Annotated in this window: 17 protein-coding genes; 8 read left to right on the top strand and 9 right to left on the bottom strand. The window is 71.5% G+C overall.

All coding sequences use genetic code 11. The features are described 5' to 3' along the window. Positions 1–255: 255 nt before the first annotated feature. Positions 256–1,227 carry a GlxA family transcriptional regulator gene (locus tag ACIA77_RS21215; protein ID WP_395887633.1) on the bottom strand — a complete coding sequence of 324 codons (972 nt, stop codon included), beginning with the start codon at positions 1,225–1,227 and terminating at the stop codon, positions 256–258. 82 nt (positions 1,228–1,309) lie between these two features. On the opposite strand from ACIA77_RS21215, the gene ACIA77_RS21210 reads away from it, so the two are divergent. Continuing rightward, positions 1,310–2,257: a DMT family transporter gene (locus ACIA77_RS21210; RefSeq protein WP_395887632.1), complete on the top strand. Its 948-nt coding sequence runs from the start codon at positions 1,310–1,312 to the stop codon at positions 2,255–2,257. Here the strand turns inward: ACIA77_RS21210 and ACIA77_RS21205 are convergent. Together ACIA77_RS21205 and coxB are read right to left on the bottom strand one after the other, a co-directional pair. Next, on the bottom strand, positions 2,202–2,624 hold the full coding sequence (locus ACIA77_RS21205) for a cytochrome c oxidase subunit 4 (RefSeq protein WP_395887631.1): 423 nt from the start codon (positions 2,622–2,624) through the stop codon (positions 2,202–2,204). The two genes, ACIA77_RS21210 and ACIA77_RS21205, sit on opposite strands and share 56 nt — an antisense overlap. Before the next feature lie 38 nt (positions 2,625–2,662). Next, the gene (gene coxB / locus ACIA77_RS21200) at positions 2,663–3,610 is read right to left on the bottom strand and encodes a cytochrome c oxidase subunit II (protein WP_395887630.1); all 948 of its coding nucleotides are present in this window, start codon (positions 3,608–3,610) and stop codon (positions 2,663–2,665) included. A gap of 195 nt (positions 3,611–3,805) precedes the next feature. On the opposite strand from coxB, the gene asnB reads away from it, so the two are divergent. Beyond that, positions 3,806–5,740 carry an asparagine synthase (glutamine-hydrolyzing) gene (gene asnB / locus ACIA77_RS21195; protein ID WP_395887629.1) on the top strand — a complete coding sequence of 645 codons (1,935 nt, stop codon included), beginning with the start codon at positions 3,806–3,808 and terminating at the stop codon, positions 5,738–5,740. Positions 5,741–5,784: 44 nt separating this feature from the next. Then, positions 5,785–6,459, top strand: a complete 675-nt coding sequence (locus tag ACIA77_RS21190; protein WP_395887628.1) for an alpha/beta fold hydrolase — start codon at positions 5,785–5,787, stop codon at positions 6,457–6,459. Between the two features lie 77 nt (positions 6,460–6,536). On the opposite strand, the gene ACIA77_RS21185 is transcribed toward ACIA77_RS21190, so the two are convergent. Further along, on the bottom strand, positions 6,537–7,526 hold the full coding sequence (locus ACIA77_RS21185; protein WP_395887627.1) for a carbohydrate kinase family protein: 990 nt from the start codon (positions 7,524–7,526) through the stop codon (positions 6,537–6,539). A gap of 145 nt (positions 7,527–7,671) precedes the next feature. On the opposite strand from ACIA77_RS21185, the gene ACIA77_RS21180 reads away from it, so the two are divergent. Then, a complete protein-coding gene (locus tag ACIA77_RS21180; protein ID WP_395887626.1) occupies positions 7,672–7,854 on the top strand; it encodes a hypothetical protein in 183 nt (60 codons plus the stop codon). A gap of 93 nt (positions 7,855–7,947) precedes the next feature. Here ACIA77_RS21180 and ACIA77_RS21175 read toward each other — a convergent pair whose 3' ends face one another. Further along, positions 7,948–8,325: an iron-sulfur cluster assembly accessory protein gene (locus ACIA77_RS21175; RefSeq protein WP_204090549.1), complete on the bottom strand. Its 378-nt coding sequence runs from the start codon at positions 8,323–8,325 to the stop codon at positions 7,948–7,950. Positions 8,326–8,470: 145 nt separating this feature from the next. Here ACIA77_RS21175 and ACIA77_RS21170 point away from each other — a divergent pair, with 145 nt between their 5' ends. Both ACIA77_RS21170 and ACIA77_RS21165 read left to right on the top strand, forming a co-directional pair. Then, a complete protein-coding gene (locus ACIA77_RS21170) occupies positions 8,471–9,118 on the top strand; it encodes a DUF3043 domain-containing protein (RefSeq protein ID WP_395887625.1) in 648 nt (215 codons plus the stop codon). Positions 9,119–9,228: 110 nt separating this feature from the next. After that, positions 9,229–10,224 carry an aldo/keto reductase family protein gene (locus ACIA77_RS21165; protein ID WP_395887624.1) on the top strand — a complete coding sequence of 332 codons (996 nt, stop codon included), beginning with the start codon at positions 9,229–9,231 and terminating at the stop codon, positions 10,222–10,224. A 36-nt stretch (positions 10,225–10,260) separates the two neighbouring features. On the opposite strand, the gene ACIA77_RS21160 is transcribed toward ACIA77_RS21165, so the two are convergent. Continuing rightward, positions 10,261–10,950, bottom strand: a complete 690-nt coding sequence (locus tag ACIA77_RS21160; protein WP_395887623.1) for a 2-C-methyl-D-erythritol 4-phosphate cytidylyltransferase — start codon at positions 10,948–10,950, stop codon at positions 10,261–10,263. Between the two features lie 71 nt (positions 10,951–11,021). Here ACIA77_RS21160 and cobT point away from each other — a divergent pair, with 71 nt between their 5' ends. Further along, entirely contained in the window at positions 11,022–12,101 is a 1,080-nt protein-coding gene (gene cobT / locus ACIA77_RS21155) for a nicotinate-nucleotide--dimethylbenzimidazole phosphoribosyltransferase (RefSeq protein WP_395887621.1), read from the top strand. A gap of 63 nt (positions 12,102–12,164) precedes the next feature. On the opposite strand, the gene ACIA77_RS21150 is transcribed toward cobT, so the two are convergent. Continuing rightward, complete coding sequence (locus ACIA77_RS21150; RefSeq protein ID WP_395887620.1) at positions 12,165–13,268, bottom strand: branched-chain amino acid aminotransferase; 1,104 nt, start codon at positions 13,266–13,268, stop codon at positions 12,165–12,167. 138 nt (positions 13,269–13,406) lie between these two features. Here ACIA77_RS21150 and ACIA77_RS21145 point away from each other — a divergent pair, with 138 nt between their 5' ends. Continuing rightward, entirely contained in the window at positions 13,407–13,712 is a 306-nt protein-coding gene (locus ACIA77_RS21145) for a hypothetical protein (protein ID WP_395887619.1), read from the top strand. 3 nt (positions 13,713–13,715) lie between these two features. Here ACIA77_RS21145 and ACIA77_RS21140 read toward each other — a convergent pair whose 3' ends face one another. Together ACIA77_RS21140 and ACIA77_RS21135 are read right to left on the bottom strand one after the other, a co-directional pair. Then, positions 13,716–14,342 (bottom strand): DUF402 domain-containing protein, encoded by a 627-nt coding sequence (locus ACIA77_RS21140; protein WP_395887618.1) that lies wholly within the window; start codon positions 14,340–14,342, stop codon positions 13,716–13,718. Beyond that, positions 14,335–15,192 carry a sulfatase gene (locus ACIA77_RS21135; protein WP_395887617.1) on the bottom strand — a complete coding sequence of 286 codons (858 nt, stop codon included), beginning with the start codon at positions 15,190–15,192 and terminating at the stop codon, positions 14,335–14,337. The genes ACIA77_RS21140 and ACIA77_RS21135 overlap by 8 nt, the downstream gene beginning before the upstream one ends. Positions 15,193–15,281 lie beyond the last annotated feature (89 nt).

Genomic DNA, 15,281 nt, shown 5'->3' with positions numbered 1-15,281 from the left:
CCATGCAGCCGCCCGTTTTCGCCAGAACGACCGCCCACGCCGCACGAGCGGCACTGCCCGGAATGCAAGCCGGCACCCGTTTCTCGGCGGCACGACCGGCCCGTGCACGGCACCCGGAGCGGCATCGCGGCGTTTCGGGGGCTCAGAAGCGCTGAGCGCCGCCCGGTGCGAGCGACCCACCGGCGGGCACGGTGGCAAGCGAACCGGCGGCGTCTGGGGCGGCTGAGGCGCGCCGAGTGGCCCGTCTGCCGCGATTCAGGCGCTGCGGAACGCCGCGCGGTAAGCGCTCGGGGTCGTGGCGCGCAGGCGCGTGAACTGGTGGCGCAGTGCGGCCGCCGAGGCGTAACCGCAGGCGGTCGCGATGTCTTCGACGCTCAGGCGGCCCTCTTCGAGCAGGGCTTGGGCGCGGTCGAGGCGGCGTTCGGTGAGCCAGCGGTGCGGGGTGGTGCCGGTGGCGGCCGCGAAGCGGCGCAGGAACGTGCGCTCCCCCAGGCCGCTGCGACGGGCCAGTTCGGCGACCGTGAACGGCCGGTCCAGCCACCGTTCCACCCACTCCAGCGCTTCGGCGACCACGGCGTCGTCGGGGGCCGCCGTGGCGGGGACGGGGGCTTCGACGAACTGCGCCTGGCCGCCGGCGCGGTGCGGCGCCGCGACCATGCGCCGCGCGAGGGTGGTGGCGGCCGCGACGCCGCGCAGGCGCCGGACGAGGTGCAGGCACAGGTCCACGGCCGCGACGGTGCCCGCGCTGGTCGACACGCCGTCGTCGTCGGCGTAGAGCGCCTGCGGGTCGACGACGGCGCGCGGGAAGAGCCGGCGGAACTCCTGCTCGTAGACCCAGTGGACGGTGCAGCGCCGCCCGTCGAGCAGGCCCGCGTAGCCGAGCGAGAACACCCCGGCGCAGAAGCCGGCGACCCACGCCCCGCGTTCCCGCGCGTCGCGCAGCACGTCGAGCACCGGTTCCGGCGGTGCGACGGTGCGCGGTTCGCACGTCGGCACGATCAGCAGGTCCGCCGACGCCGCGAAGTCCAGGCCGGCCAGCCCGCGCAGCCCGAAGCCGGACCAGGTGTCCACGGTGTCCACGCCCGGCCCGGCCGGCGAGCACACGCCGAACTCCCAGCCCGCGATGCCGTCGGCACTGCGGTCGGTGCCGAACACCTCGCACGCGACGCCCAGTTCGAACGGCGAAACCCGGTCCGCCACCACCACCGCGACCCGTTCCACGTCCATCCGGTCAGGGTGTCACAAGTTTTGCGGTCGTTGTCATCTCTGACACTGGTTGGAGATCGGCGGAGAGCCGAATCTGGTTCGCATGACGAACCCCGAAACCCGCCCGCTCCTGCAGTGGTCGAGCGCGATGGCCCTCTCGGGCACGATCGGCGCGGTCGTGCTGTCCAGCGGTGCCGCCGCGCCCGCCGTCGCCTTCGCGCGCTGCCTCGTCGGCGGTCTCCTGCTCGTGCTCTGGTGCCTCGCCCGCGGCTACTTCCGCACGTGGCGCCCGACGCGGCGCGACCTGCTGCTGGCCGCGCTCGGCGGCGTGCTGCTGGTGGCGAACTGGGTGCTGCTGTTCACGTCGTACTCGCTGTCGTCGATCGGCGTGAGCACTGTGGTGTACCACACGCAGCCGCTGATCCTGGTCGGGCTGGCGGCGGCGTTCCTGGGTGAAAAGGTCGCGAAGTCGCACCTCGCCCGGGCAGGCGTCGCGTTCGCCGGCGTGGTGGTGATCTCCCTTTCGGCCCACGGCGACGACGGGCAGCCCGTGCGCCTGGCGGGGATCGCGCTCGCGCTGGGCGCGGCCGTGCTCTACGCCGGCACGTCGTTCGTGGCGAAGCAGCTGACCCACGTCCGCCCGCACGTCCTGGCGGCGGTGCAACTCGTGGTGGGGACCGTGCTGCTGGCCCCGGCGCTGGCGTTCACGCCGCTACCGCACTCGGTTCCGGGGCTGCTGTGGCTGGTGCTGCTGGGCACCGTGCACACGGCGGTGATGTACGTGCTGATGTACGCGAGCATCGGCAAGCTGCCCACCACGACGGTGGCGCTGCTGTCCTACCTGTACCCGGTGGTCGCGGTGGTGGTGGACGTGCTGGCGTTCGGCCACCGGCTCACGTGGCCGGAGGGCCTGGGGATGCTGGCGGTGCTGGCCGCCGCGCTGGCACCCCAGCGCGGCGGCGGGCCCGCGGCGCGAAAGCCGCGGGCCGCGGACGTCACTCGTGGTTCGGACCCGTGTGGTACTCGAACACCAGCCCGCCGATCGCGATGAGCAGGGCGACGATCGCGATGACCAGCAGCCAGATGTGGAAGAACGCGAGAGCGAGACCGCCCAGCGCGGCCGAGGCCGCCATGGCGATCGGCCAGTAGCTGCCCGGGCTGAAGAAGCCCAGCTCGCCCGCGCCGTCGCTGATCTCGGCGTCCTCGCGGTCCTCCGGGCGCGGTTCGATCCGGCGGGACACGAACTGCATGTAGCTGCCCGCGAGGAACGCGAGGCCACCGGTCAGGAAGAGCGAGACGATGCCGACGGGCTCGGCCTTCTGGTCGGTCGCGTAGAGGGCGGTCATGACCCAGTAGATGACGGCCATGACGACGGCGAACGCCGCCACCATGTAGAAAATCCGGGCTTCGACCTTCATGGGACTTTTCCCCTACTCCTCTGGTTCGCCGGAACCGGTCAGTTGGACGCGGTGCGCGCGGTGCGGTCGGTGTTGAACGGCGCCGTGGTCACCGCGTGCGGGGTGCACAGCTCGCCGCAGTTCATCGCCGACAGCGCCTCGGACGCCGTGTTCGGCAGGCCCGTCTTCGGGTTGATCTCCGTGCGCAGCTTGATGTACTGGTCGTACTTGTCCGGCGACAGCGCGCGGACCTCGAAGTTCATCACCGAGTGGTACGTGCCGCACAGCTCCGCGCACCGGCCGACGAAGGAGCCTTCGCGGTCGATCGAGTTCTGGAAGGAGCTGTCCTGGTTGTTCTTCTCCGGGTCCGGCATCACGTCGCGCTTGAAGTGGAACTCCGGGACCCAGAACGAGTGGATGACGTCGGTGGACCGCAGGCGGTACTCGATCGTCTTGTTCGTCGGGAGCACGAGCAGCGGGATCTCGCCGGACGAGCCGACGGTGCTCACCTGGGTGCCGTCGGGACGCTTCGCGTTCGCGTCGTCGTACTTGAACTCCCAGTTCCACTGGAACGCGACCACGTCGACGGTCACGTCGGGGTTGGGCTTCTTCTCGAGGACGTCGTTCTCGGTCGTCGCCGTGAAGAAGAACAGGACGCAGACCATGATCGTCGGGACGACGACCGTGAAGATCTCCAGCGGGATGTTGTACTGGAACTGCCGCGGGAGGTCCTCGGGACCCTCGACCGCGGCGTTCTTCTTCTTGCGGTGGAACGTCGCGGTCCAGAAGATCAGGGCCCAGACGATGACACCGACGACGAGCGCGGCGATGACCGTCCACGTCCAGAGGTTGCGCATCTCGTCGGCCTGCGGGGTGACCCCGACCGGCCAGCCGAAGCGGAGGATCTCGTCCCCGGAGCACCCCGTCGCGGTCAGCGCCACCAGCACGGCCAGCGCGGCGACGCGGCCGACCCGCTTACCCCCGTGGGTGCGCGCTGGTTTTCCCACTGCGCCTCGCCCTTTCACCCAGAGCCTCCTCGACCGATCTTCGTGACAGGCGGAGCCTAGCCGAGTTCACGGTTCCCGCTGTCCAAGGGGTAACCACAACGCGCGCGCGTCCACCCGATGCGGCCCGCGGTGCACGGTTCGCGGCATACTGGGCCCTTCCCCGGACCGGCCCGACCAAAAGGTGTGTGAGTACACGTGTGCGGCCTGCTTGGACTGATCTGCGGCACCGAGACCGACGCGGCGAACGCTCGTGCCGCCGTGGGCACGGCGATGCGCTGCCAGCGCCACCGCGGCCCCGACGAGCAGGACACCTGGGCCGACGCCGAGGTCGTCTACGGCTTCAACCGGCTCGCGTTCATCGACGTGGAGCACGCGCACCAGCCGCTGGTCTGGGGCCCGCCGGAGGCGCCCGGCCGCTACACGCTGAACTTCAACGGGGAGATCTACAACTACCGCGAGCTGCGCGACGAGCTCGCTGAAAAGTTCGGGGCGAAGTTCGAGACCGAGGGCGACGGCGAGGCCATCGTCGCGGCGTACCACTACCTCGGCGACGCCGCGGTGAAGAAGCTGCGCGGCATGTTCGCCTTCATGATCTGGGACTCGGCCGAGAAGGTCGTGTTCGGCGCGCGGGACCCGTTCGGCATCAAGCCGCTCTACTACGCCGCCGGCCCGAAGGGCGTCGCGTTCTCCAGCGAGAAGAAGAGCCTGCTGGAGCTGGCCGAAACGCTCGGCGTACCCCTGGAGCTGGACCGCACGGCGCTGCAGCACTACCTGGTCCTGCAGTACGTGCCGGAGCCGGAGTCGCTGCACACGGCGGTGCGCCGCGTCGAATCGGGCACGTCGTTCCGCGTCGCCCCGGGCGGTGCGGTCGAGTTCACGCGCTACTTCCACCCGCAGTTCGCGACGAAGCCCGTGAACGGCGCCGCGGAGGCCGAGCAGCTGTACGAGCGCATCGCCGATGTGATGCGCGACTCGGTGGGCAAGCACATGATCTCGGACCCGGACGTGACCGTCGGCGCGTTCCTGTCCGGCGGCATCGATTCCACCGCCACGGCGACGCTGGCCAAGGAGCACAACCCGAACCTCATCGCGTTCACCACCGGGTTCGAGCGCGAGGGTTACTCCGAAGTGGACGTCGCCGCCGAGTCGGCCGCCGCGATCGGTGTGAGGCACGTCATCCGGACGGTGTCGGCCGACGAGATGATGGAAGCGCTTCCGCTCATCGTCTGGTACCTCGACGACCCGGTGGCCGACCCCGCGCTGGTGCCGCTGTGGTTCATCGCGCGCGAGGCCCGCAAGCACGTCAAGGCCGTGCTCTCGGGTGAAGGCGCCGACGAGCTGTTCGGCGGCTACACGATCTACAACGAGCCGATCTCGCTGGCACCGTTCGAAAAGGTGCCCGGGGGTGTGCGCAAGCTCATCGGCAAGGTGTCCACGAAGATCCCCGAAGGCACGCGCGGCAAGGACTTGCTCCGCCGCGGCGCGCTGCCGCTGGAGGACCGCTACTACGGCAACGCCCGCAACTTCCGCGACGAGCAGCTGCGCGCCGTCCTGCGGACCTATCGGGAAGGCGTGGGCTTCAAGGACGTCACGGCCCCCTGGTACGACCTCTCCCGCGGCTGGGACCCGGTGGCGCGCATGCAGCACGTCGACCTGTTCACCTGGCTGCGCGGCGACATCCTCGTCAAGGCCGACAAGGTGACGATGGCCAACTCGCTCGAGCTGCGCGTGCCGTTCCTCGACGCCGAGGTGTTCAAGGTCGCCGCGAGCATCCCGCTGGACCAGAAGCTCGCGCACGGCACCACGAAGTACGCGCTGCGCCAGGCGCTCGCGAAGATCATCCCCGCGCACGTGCTCAACCGCCGCAAGCTCGGCTTCCCGGTGCCCATCCGCCTCTGGCTGCGCAACGAGATGTACGACTGGGCGCGCGGCATCATCAACGACTCGAAGACCGACGAGCTGCTCGACAAGTCCGCGGTGCTGCGCCTGCTCGACGAGCACAAGGCGGGCCAGCTGGACCGCAGCCGGCAGATCTGGGCGCTGCTGGTGTTCATGTTGTGGCACGGCATCTTCGTCGAGCACCGCATCAAGCCGGAGATCCCGGAGCCGGTGTATCCCGTAAAGCTCTGACCCTCGCGCTGGCGGCCGGGCCCCGCGGCGGAGCACCATGACGCATGACCCGTGATTTCGTCCTCGTCCACGGCACCACGCAAACCCCGGCCGGCTTCGACCGGCTGGTGGCCGAACTCACGGTGCGCGGCCACCGCGCCGTCGCGGTCGACCTGCTCGCCGACGGCCCCGACCACGACGTGGCCGGGTTCGCGAAAGTGGTCCGGCAGCAGACCGACGCGACCCGGCCGGTGGTCGTCGCGCATTCGGGCAGCGGGGTGCTCCTGCCCGCGATCGGCGCGGCACTGGGTGCGGCGCACCTCGTGTGGCTCGCCGCGTACATCCCCGCCTTCGGCACCGGCCGGAGCCTGCGGGACGAGGTCGCGGCCGACGTCGACGCGCTGTTCCACCCCGAGTGGCCCGGCGTGGACCCGACGGCCGACGTGGCCGCGGCGGACCACTTCCTGTTCCACGACTGCGCACCCGAGGTGCGGTCCCGGGCGCACGGCACGCTGCGGCTGTTCAACCCCGCCGTGCTGCCGGCGCACCCCGCGGGCGAGCGGCCGGACATCCCGTCGACGGTGATCGTGCCGGCGGCGGACCGGACGCTGCGGAGCTCGTGGATGTGCGCGGCCGCGCAGGAGCGGCTGGGTGTCGAAGCTCACGAAGTGCCCGGCGGGCACTGCCCGCACGTGTCGCACCCGGAAGCCGTCGCGGCGGTGCTGCGGGGCCTCGTCTGACGCGGGACCGCCCCGGCTACGAAGAGAGCCGCCCCGGTTCGGAGCGGCTCTCTTCGTTCGTTCGACAGTGCCCGGCGTCAGGCCGGCAGCACCGCGGCGATCTCCTCCGCCGCGGCCGGGCCGAACGCGTCGCCGAGGCGCGCGAGGGCGTCCGTCCGGTCGAAGGTCCACTCCTGCGTGCCCACGGTCTCGAGCACGAGCACCGCGATCAGCGAACCCAGCTGCGCGGCGCGCTCGAGCTCCAGGCCGCCGTCCAGCGCGGCGAGGAAACCGGCGCGGAAGCCGTCGCCGACGCCGGTCGGGTCGGCCTTGCCGCGTTCGGGGACGGCGCCGATCTGCAGGGCGAGGCCGTCGCGGCCGACGATCTCCACGCCCTTCTCGCCGAGGGTCGTGATGCGCATGCCGACGCGCTCGAGCACGTCGGCCTCGGTCCAGCCCGACTTCTGGAGCAACAGCTCCCACTCGTAGTCGTTGCTGAACAGGTACTTGGCGCCCGCGATGAACTCGCGCACCTGCGCGCCGTCCATGCGGGCCAGCTGCTGCGACGGGTCGACGGCGAACTCGTAACCCCGCTGGCGGCACTCCTGGGCGTGGCGGACCATGCCCTCGGGGTCGTCCGGGCTGATCAGCACGAGGCTGAGCGCTCCCGCGCGATCGGCGATGGGCTTGAGCTCGATGTTGCGCGATTCGGCCATCGCGCCGGCGTAGAACGTCGCGATCTGGCACAGGTCCTCGTCGGTGGTGCAGACGAACCGCGCCGTGTGCGCGACCTCCGACACGAGCACCCCGGACGTGTCGACACCGTGGCGTTCCAGCCACGAAGCGTAGTCGGCCCAGTCGGAGCCCACGGCACCCACGAGCACCGGCTGCACACCCAGCACGCCGAGGCCGAACGCGATGTTGGCGCCGATGCCGCCGCGGCGGACGACGAGGTCGTCGGCCAGGAAGCTCAGCGACACCCGGTGGAGCTGTTCCTTCACCAGCTGCTCCGCGAACCTGCCGGGGAAGTGCATCAGGTGGTCGGTTGCGATGCTGCCGGACACGGCGATCCTGGCCTTGTCTGCCACCGGTTCTCCTCTGGCTGTCGTGTGCGTGTGCCTCGTGAGCGGTTACCCGCAGGTCATGACCCGTCCGGGTAGTTCCCGCGCCTCGACCGACACTACCGGCTGGTACCGCTTTCCCAGTCGCGAGCGGATCAATAGCGTTACGGAAGTGAACACGGCCACTGAACCGGAAAACATCGGCGAACTGATCGCCGACTGCGCCCACATCCCGTCCGAGTTGCGCACCGAGCGCCTGGCCGGCAAGCGCCTGCCGCGGCCCCGCGCGGCCCGGCCGTGGACCGTCGACGACGCGTGCCACGCGCAGGTCGCCGACCTCGACGCCTACGTCTGAGCCCCCGAAGACGCGAAGAGGGCCCCGGCCGGAACTCGGTCGGGGCCCTCTTCGCGGTCAGCAGCCGTTCAGCAGCTCAGCCGTTCACGCAGCTCAGTGGAAGCTGTCGCCGCACGCGCACGAACCGGTCGCGTTCGGGTTGTCGATCGTGAAGCCCTGCTTCTCGATCGTGTCCACGAAGTCGATCACGGCCTCGCTCACGTACGGCGCGCTCATCCGGTCGACCGCCACGCGCAGACCGTCGAAGTCGCGGAAGAGGTCACCGTCGAGCTCGCGCTCGTCGAAGAACAGCTGGTAGCGCAGGCCGGCGCAGCCACCGGGCTGGACGGCGATGCGCAGGTGCATGTCGTCGCGGCCCTCCTGGTCGAGCAGCGCCTTCGCCTTGGCGGCCGCGGCGTCGGTCAAGGTCACGCCGTGGGTCTCCTCGGCGGTCTCGGCCTGCGCCGCACCGGTCTGCTCAGCGGTCGTCATGGCACTCCCTCTAGGTCGAACTCGCTGCGGGTACTTCTCGTGCTTAACGGTTCAACACCGCGGGTACCCGATCTGTTCCCCCTCCATGGTTGCACATCCAGCGACCTGCCGAACATCGTCGTGACGCCTGCAATACCCTGGTGAGGTGAGGTTCCTGCGCCGAAGCACCCCCGAGACCCCCGCCGAGGACGCCGACACCGGCGTCGTCGACCCTGCGTCGACCACCGGCCGGGCGTACACGCCGGGCAAGGGCCGGGCGACGCCGAGCCGGCGCGAGGCCGAAGGGCGCAAGCGCGGGCCCGTCGCCCCGCCGCCCACCAACATGCGCGAAGCGATGCGGCGCAACCGTGAGCTGCGCAAAGCCAACCCGGTGAGCAAGGACGAGCGCCGCGCCGCCGCCAAGGAACGCCGCGAACGCATGATGTCGGGTGACGACAAGTACCTTCCCGTGCGCGACCGCGGCCCGGTCAAGGCCTACGTCCGCGACCTCGTCGACTCGCGGCGCAACATCCTGGGCCTGTTCATGCCGCTGGCGATCCTCGTGTTCCTCGCCCTGCTGGTGCCGGTGCCGGCGGCGCAGCAGTACATCACGCTCGTCTGCATGGCGATGCTGCTGGTCATGGCCATCGAGGGCGTCGTCAACGGGCGCAAGATCTCCCGGCTGGCGCGCGAGCGCTTCCCGAAGGAGCCGACCCGCGGCGTGGGCTGGTACGCGTTCGTGCGGGCGAGCCAGATCCGCAAGCTGCGCGTCCCGAAGCCGCGCCTGCGCCCGGGTGACCCGATCCCCGGCTGAACCGCTTCTCGTGACGGCCGCCACACCCACCCGGTGCGGCGGCCGTTGCCGTCTCCCGATCGCGCAGGTTCGTTAGCAACGCGAACAACCCTCCGCTTAGGCTGTGGGCCATGGAGTTTCGACGCCTCGGCCGCAGCGGCCTCAACATCAGTGAGATCTCCTACGGGAACTGGCTCACCCACGGGTCCCAGGTCGAAGAGGACCAGGCGCAGGCCTGCATCAAGGCAGCGCTGGACGCGGGGATCACGACCTTCGACACCGCCGACGTGTACGCGAACACGGCGGCCGAATCGGTGCTCGGCCGCGGCCTGAAGGGCCAGCGCCGGGAGAGCCTCGAGATCTTCACCAAGGTCTTCTGGCCCACCGGACCCAAGGGCCAGAACGACAAGGGCCTTTCGCGCAAGCACATCGTCGAGTCGGCGAACGCGTCGCTGCAGCGGCTCGGCACCGACTACGTCGACCTGTACCAGGCGCACCGCTTCGACCACAGCACGCCGCTCGAAGAGACGATGCTCGCGTTCGCCGACCTGGTGCGCCAGGGCAAGGTGCTCTACGTCGGTGTCTCCGAGTGGTCCGCCGACCAGATCACGCAGGGCGCGCAGCTCGCGCGCGAGCTGAAGGTGCCGTTCATCTCGAACCAGCCGCAGTACTCGATGCTGTGGCGCGTGATCGAGTCGCAGGTCGTGCCGGCCGCGGAGCGCGAGGGGCTGAGCCAGATCGTCTGGTCGCCGATCGCGCAGGGTGTGCTGACCGGCAAGTACAAGCCGGGTCAGCCGCTGCCGGAGGGTTCGCGGGCGACCGACGCCAACGGCGGCGCCAACGTGGTCAAGCGCTTCCTCAACGACGAGACGCTCACCGCCGTCGCCAAGCTGGAGCCGCTGGCCGCCGACGCCGGGCTGTCGATGGCGCAGCTGGCCGTGGCCTGGGTGCTGCAGAACCCGAATGTCGCCTCGGCGATCATCGGGGCGTCTCGCCCGGAGCAGGTCCACGAGAACGTGAAGGCCGCCGGCGTGAAGCTCGACGACGACCTCCTCGCCAAGATCGACGAGGCCCTCGAGGGTGTCGTCGAGCGCGACGCTTCGCTGACGCGCAGCCCGTCGCTCTGAGCACCACCCGCTGAGCGGGCCCGGCCGCGGGTCCGCTCAGCGGGCGAGCAGCCGCTCGGCCACCGCGAGGTCGTGCGGGTACGTGATCTTCATGTTCTCCACCCCACCGGGCACCCAGCGCACCGGCAGCCCGGAGAACCGCTCCATGCAGGACGCGGTGTCCGTGCCCAGGAAACCCTCGGCCGCGGCCTGTTCGTAGGCCGCCAGCAGCGGCTGCGCGCGGAAGCCCTGGGGCGTCTGCACGCGGATCGCGCCCGGCAGCCGCGCGGCGACGGAACCGTCGGCGGCCATCGACACCACGTCGTCGGCCGCGAGGCCCGGCACCGCTCCCCCGTGCTCCCGGGTCTGCGCGAGCACGTCGGCGATCAACGCGGGCGTCACGAGCGGACGGGCGGCGTCGTGGATCAGGACGGCGTCGACGGTCCCCGCTTCGATGCGCGGCGCGAGGTGGCGCAGGGCGTTCAGCTCGGACGCCTGCCGGGTCGCGCCGCCGGTGACGACCTCGATCTTCCCCGGGTGCGCGGCCAGGACCTCGCCGGCCAGCGCCTCGTCCTCCGGCCGGATCACCAGCACCAGCACCCCGAGTCCGGCCACCGCGGCGAACGCCGCCAGCGACCACGCCACGACCCGCCGGCCGGCCACCGGCAGGTAGACCTTGTTGAGCGCCGCCCCGACCCGGGTGCCGGCGCCGCTGGCCAGCACGACCCCCGCCGCTGTCGTCTCCACGGTCGGCGACCCTACTGGACCGGGCTTCGGTAGGTTTGCGCGTGAGGACTCCCGCGAGAGAAAGGCCTGGCGTGGACGCGGACACCAGCATCGAGTTCGGCGAGATCGAACCACCCAGCGACCAGGCCCGGTCGGCGGCGATCGCACTGCACGACAAGCTCGTGAAGCCCGCGGGGTCCCTCGGGCGGCTCGAGGAGCTCGGCGTGTGGATCTCCGCGTGCCAGGGCCAGGCCCCGCCCCGGCCGTTCACGCGGCCGCGCGTGGTGGTGTTCGCCGGCGACCACGGCATCGCGAAGAAGGGCGTGTCCGCCTATCCGGCCGAGGTCACCTCGCAGCTCGTCGGCACCATGCTCACCGGCGGCGCGGCCGTCAACGTGCTCGCGGCGGCGGCCGGCGCCAGCGTGCGCGTGGTCGACATGGCCGTGGACACCGAGGAATCGGCCATGCGCTCGATCAGCGAGTACAAGGTCCGCCGCGGCTCGGGCTCGATCGACGTCGAGGACGCCCTCACCGAAGACGAGGTCCGCGCCGCCGTGCTGGCCGGCATGAAGGTCGCGGACGCCGAGGTCGACAGCGGCGCCGACCTGCTCATCGCCGGCGACCTGGGCATCGGCAACAGCACGCCTGCGTCGGTGCTCGTCGCCGCCCTCACGGGCACGGAGCCGGTGGCCGTCGTGGGCCGCGGCTCGGGCATCGACGACAACACCTGGATGCGCAAGGCCGCCGCCATCCGCGACGCGCTGCGCCGCGCCCGTACGGTGCTCGCGGACCCGCTCGCTCTGCTGCGCACGTCTTCCGGCGCCGACATCGCCGCTATGACGGGCTTCCTGGCCCAGGCGGCCGTCCGCCGCACCCCGGTCGTCCTCGACAGCCTGGTGGTCTGCTCGGCGGCGCTCGTGGCCGAGGAGCTCGCGCCCGGCGCCCGCCGCTGGTGGATGTCCGGCCAGCTCACCGGCGAACCCGCGCACGCCCTCGCGCTCGAGCACCTCGACCTCGGCGGGCTGCTCGACCTCGACGTCCGCCTCGGCGAGGGCACCGGCGCCGTCACGGCGCTGCCGCTGCTGATGATGGCCGCGCGCGTGCTCGCCGAAATGACCACGCACGAGCAGTCCGGTGTTTCGGGCCCGCTCACGCCGGTGCCGACTTCCTAAGCCCCGCAACGGAAAAAGGGCCGCCCGGGACGAACCCGGGCGGCCCTTTCCGTCTACAGTGGATCAGTCCAGCGGCTGCATCCAGCCGGCCGCGTTCGGGCGGTCACCCTCCTGGATGCCGACCAGTTCTTCACGCAGCTTCATCGTGATCTCACCCGGCTGCCCGTCGGCGACGGTGAACTCGCCGCCCGCGTGCTTCACGTGGCCGACCGGGGTGATGACCGCCGCGGTGCCGCACGCGAAGACCTCGGTGAGCTCACCGGAGGCGGCCGCCTTCTCCCACTCGTCGGTGGAGATCCGGCGCTCCTCGACCTTGTGCCCGGCGACCTCCGCCAGGTGCAGCAGCGATTTGCGCGTGATGCCCGGCAGCAGCGAGCCGGACAGCTCCGGCGTGACCACGCGGGCGTCGGCGCCCGAGCCGAAGACGAAGAACAGGTTCATCCCGCCCATCTCCTCGACCCAGCGGCGCTCGACGGCGTCGAGCCACACCACCTGGTCGCAGCCGTTCTCGACGGCCTGCGCCTGCGCCACGAACGACGCCGCGTAGTTGCCCGCGCACTTCGCGAACCCGGTGCCGCCCGGGGCCGCGCGCACGTACTCCGTCGAGAGCCACACGCTGACCGGCTTCACGCCGCCCGAGAAGTACGAGCCGGCCGGCGAACCGATGAGCGTGTACAGGTACTCGGTCGCGGGGCGGTTCACCCCGAGGCCCGTCGAGGTGGAGATCATGAACGGGCGCAGGTACAGCGAGTCACCCTTGCGGGTGGGCACCCAGCGCTCGTCGACCGCGATCAGCTCGCGCACCGACTGCACGAAGGTCTCCACCGGCAGCTTCGGCATCGCGAGCCGCTCCGCGGACGCCTGGAAGCGCTCGGCGTTGGCGTCGGGCCGGAACGCAGCGACAGTGCCGTCGGGCTGGCGGTAGGCCTTGAGGCCTTCGAAGATCGCCTGGCCGTAGTGCAGCACGGACGTGGCGGGGTCGAGTGAGAACGGCGCGTACGGCTCGACCTTGGCGTCGTACCAGCCACGGTCCTCGCTCCACTTCACCGTCACCATGTGATCGGTGAAGAACGTGCCGAACCCGGGCTTGTCGAGTACCTCGGCGACGCGCTCGGGAGTCGCGGGGGCGGGATGCGGGACTCGGGAGAACTGCGTCGCTGTCGTCATGGTGCAACTTTAGCGCTTGCTCGGAGGCGCGTTAGTCGGACGACCACCTATTTCACGCGCCGCGTACCGGCGCGCCCGCTGCGTGAGGCCCCCGGCCACGTCCTGCCCGCTGGGGCGATCCACCCCTACGATGGGGTGGTGAGCTTCCCAGCGACCTCCCAGCCGCACCCGCCCGCGAAAACGGGCGGCGGCGACGGTGTGAAGACCTTCGTGACCGCGGTGTTCCTGACGTTCGGCGTCGGCCTGCTCGGCATGGTCGGGTGGGCGCTGCTGGGCAGCGGGTTCGGCGGGTTCATCGGCCTGGTGGCCGGCGGCTTCGGCGTCTACTGGTGGCGCAGCCTGCACGGCAAGGTGTTCGCACCCGACCTGCCCACCCGGTCGGTCGTCCTGCTGGTCGTGGTGAACGTGGTGCTCGCCGGGATCCTGCTCCTCACCGCGACCTGACGCTCACCGCAGGCCGGCGGGCAGCTCCGGCGCGGCCCACGCCGGGTCGGGCCGGAAGTCGGTGTGCGTGCCGTCGAAGGGGAACGCGCCCGCGCCGGCCAGTGCCCCGATCCGCTCGCCCTCCGCGCGCAGCCGGTCGAGCTGCCCGGCCGTGAGGCGGCCGACAGCGAGCGCCTCCTCGGCCTCGTCCTCGTCGTCCCAGCGCCAGCCCCCGCCCGGCGTGACCACGACGTCGAGCACCCCGTCGATGCGGTCCGGGCCGTTCGCGGTGCGCCCGAGCGGCACCTCCAGGTTCACGTACCAGTCGCGGAAGGTGCCGTCGGCCTCGAAGAACCACCACACCGACGACCACCGGCCCTCGGGGATCATCCGCAGCGTCGACGTGCCCCGCCACGTGTCGGGCACCGGCACGCGCGGCACGCGGAACCGTTCCGCCAGCGGCGCCTCGCGCATCGTGCGGCCGTCGGCGAGCCGGCTGCCGACGATCGGCGTGCCGACCGGCAGCCAGCCGAACAGGACGTCGCCGTCGTCGGCCACGACGCGCAGCGGGTGGTGCTGGCCGATGCTGCCGTCGGGCCGCAGGAAACGCTCCACGACGGTGTCCCCCGGCGCCCAGCGGTGATCACTCATGGGCGACACGGTAGCGGCGGTGGCGGGCCCGCAGGACCAGTTCCACCACCTCGCCGAGCCCGGCCGCGACCAGCACCGCGTACGGCGTCACGAACAGAGCCGCGGCCAGCGCCAGGACGACCCCGACGGCCGAAACCCAGCCGCGCTCGGGCGCGTACCGCTCGCGGGCGTCGGTGAACGTGGTGAGCGCGGCGGGGACCGTCGCGAGCACGACGACCACGGTCAGCAGCGGCTGCAGCTGGCCGGCATCGGCGGCGTAGAGCAGGTCGCGGACCGACGTCGCCGACAGCCCGAGCCGATCGGGTCCGAGCTGCACCAGCGCGACGATCGTCACGAGCACCGCGAACCCGCCGAGCGTCAGGGCCCGGACGGTCCCGCGGTCGGCCGCGACCGGGAGCAGGAACGGCAGCGTGATCAGCGCCGTGACCACGATCGCGGCCAGGTCCGGCGTCCCGATCGGCGTCGACGTGACCACCGGGGCCACCACCGCGCACAGCACGATGAGCACCGCCGCGGCCGCGATCAGCACCACGGTGAGCCAGCGCGTCAGCGCGGCGGGCAGCCGCAGGCCGGCGAGATCGGCCACGGCGACCACGAGCACGAGCCCGGCCGCCGCGTACGCGGGTTGGGCCGGGACGACGTACGCACCGAAGACGATCGCCTGCACCACCACCAGCGCCAGGCGCGTGAACGCCCCGGCGTACCGCTCGAGCGGGGTGTCGCCCAGCGCGGGCAGGCGGGACACGACCGCCGCGACCACCGCGGCGAGCACGACCCCGGCCAGCACCCAGTACCCGGCCCCGGCGGCCCCCACCGCCAGCACGACGAGGAGCCCGCCCCCGAGTCGCACGATGGTCCCCTTCCGACGTCCGGCCGCGTCTGTCATTAGCATGGCTCACGATCCGTCCGGGCACGTCGCCCGGTACCACCGCGACAGCG

This window comes from Amycolatopsis sp. NPDC051903 (assembly GCF_044452505.1).
GTDB lineage: Bacteria > Actinomycetota > Actinomycetes > Mycobacteriales > Pseudonocardiaceae > Amycolatopsis.
Note: the sequence above shows the minus strand (reverse complement) of the source record. Positions and strands in the feature narration are given on the sequence as shown.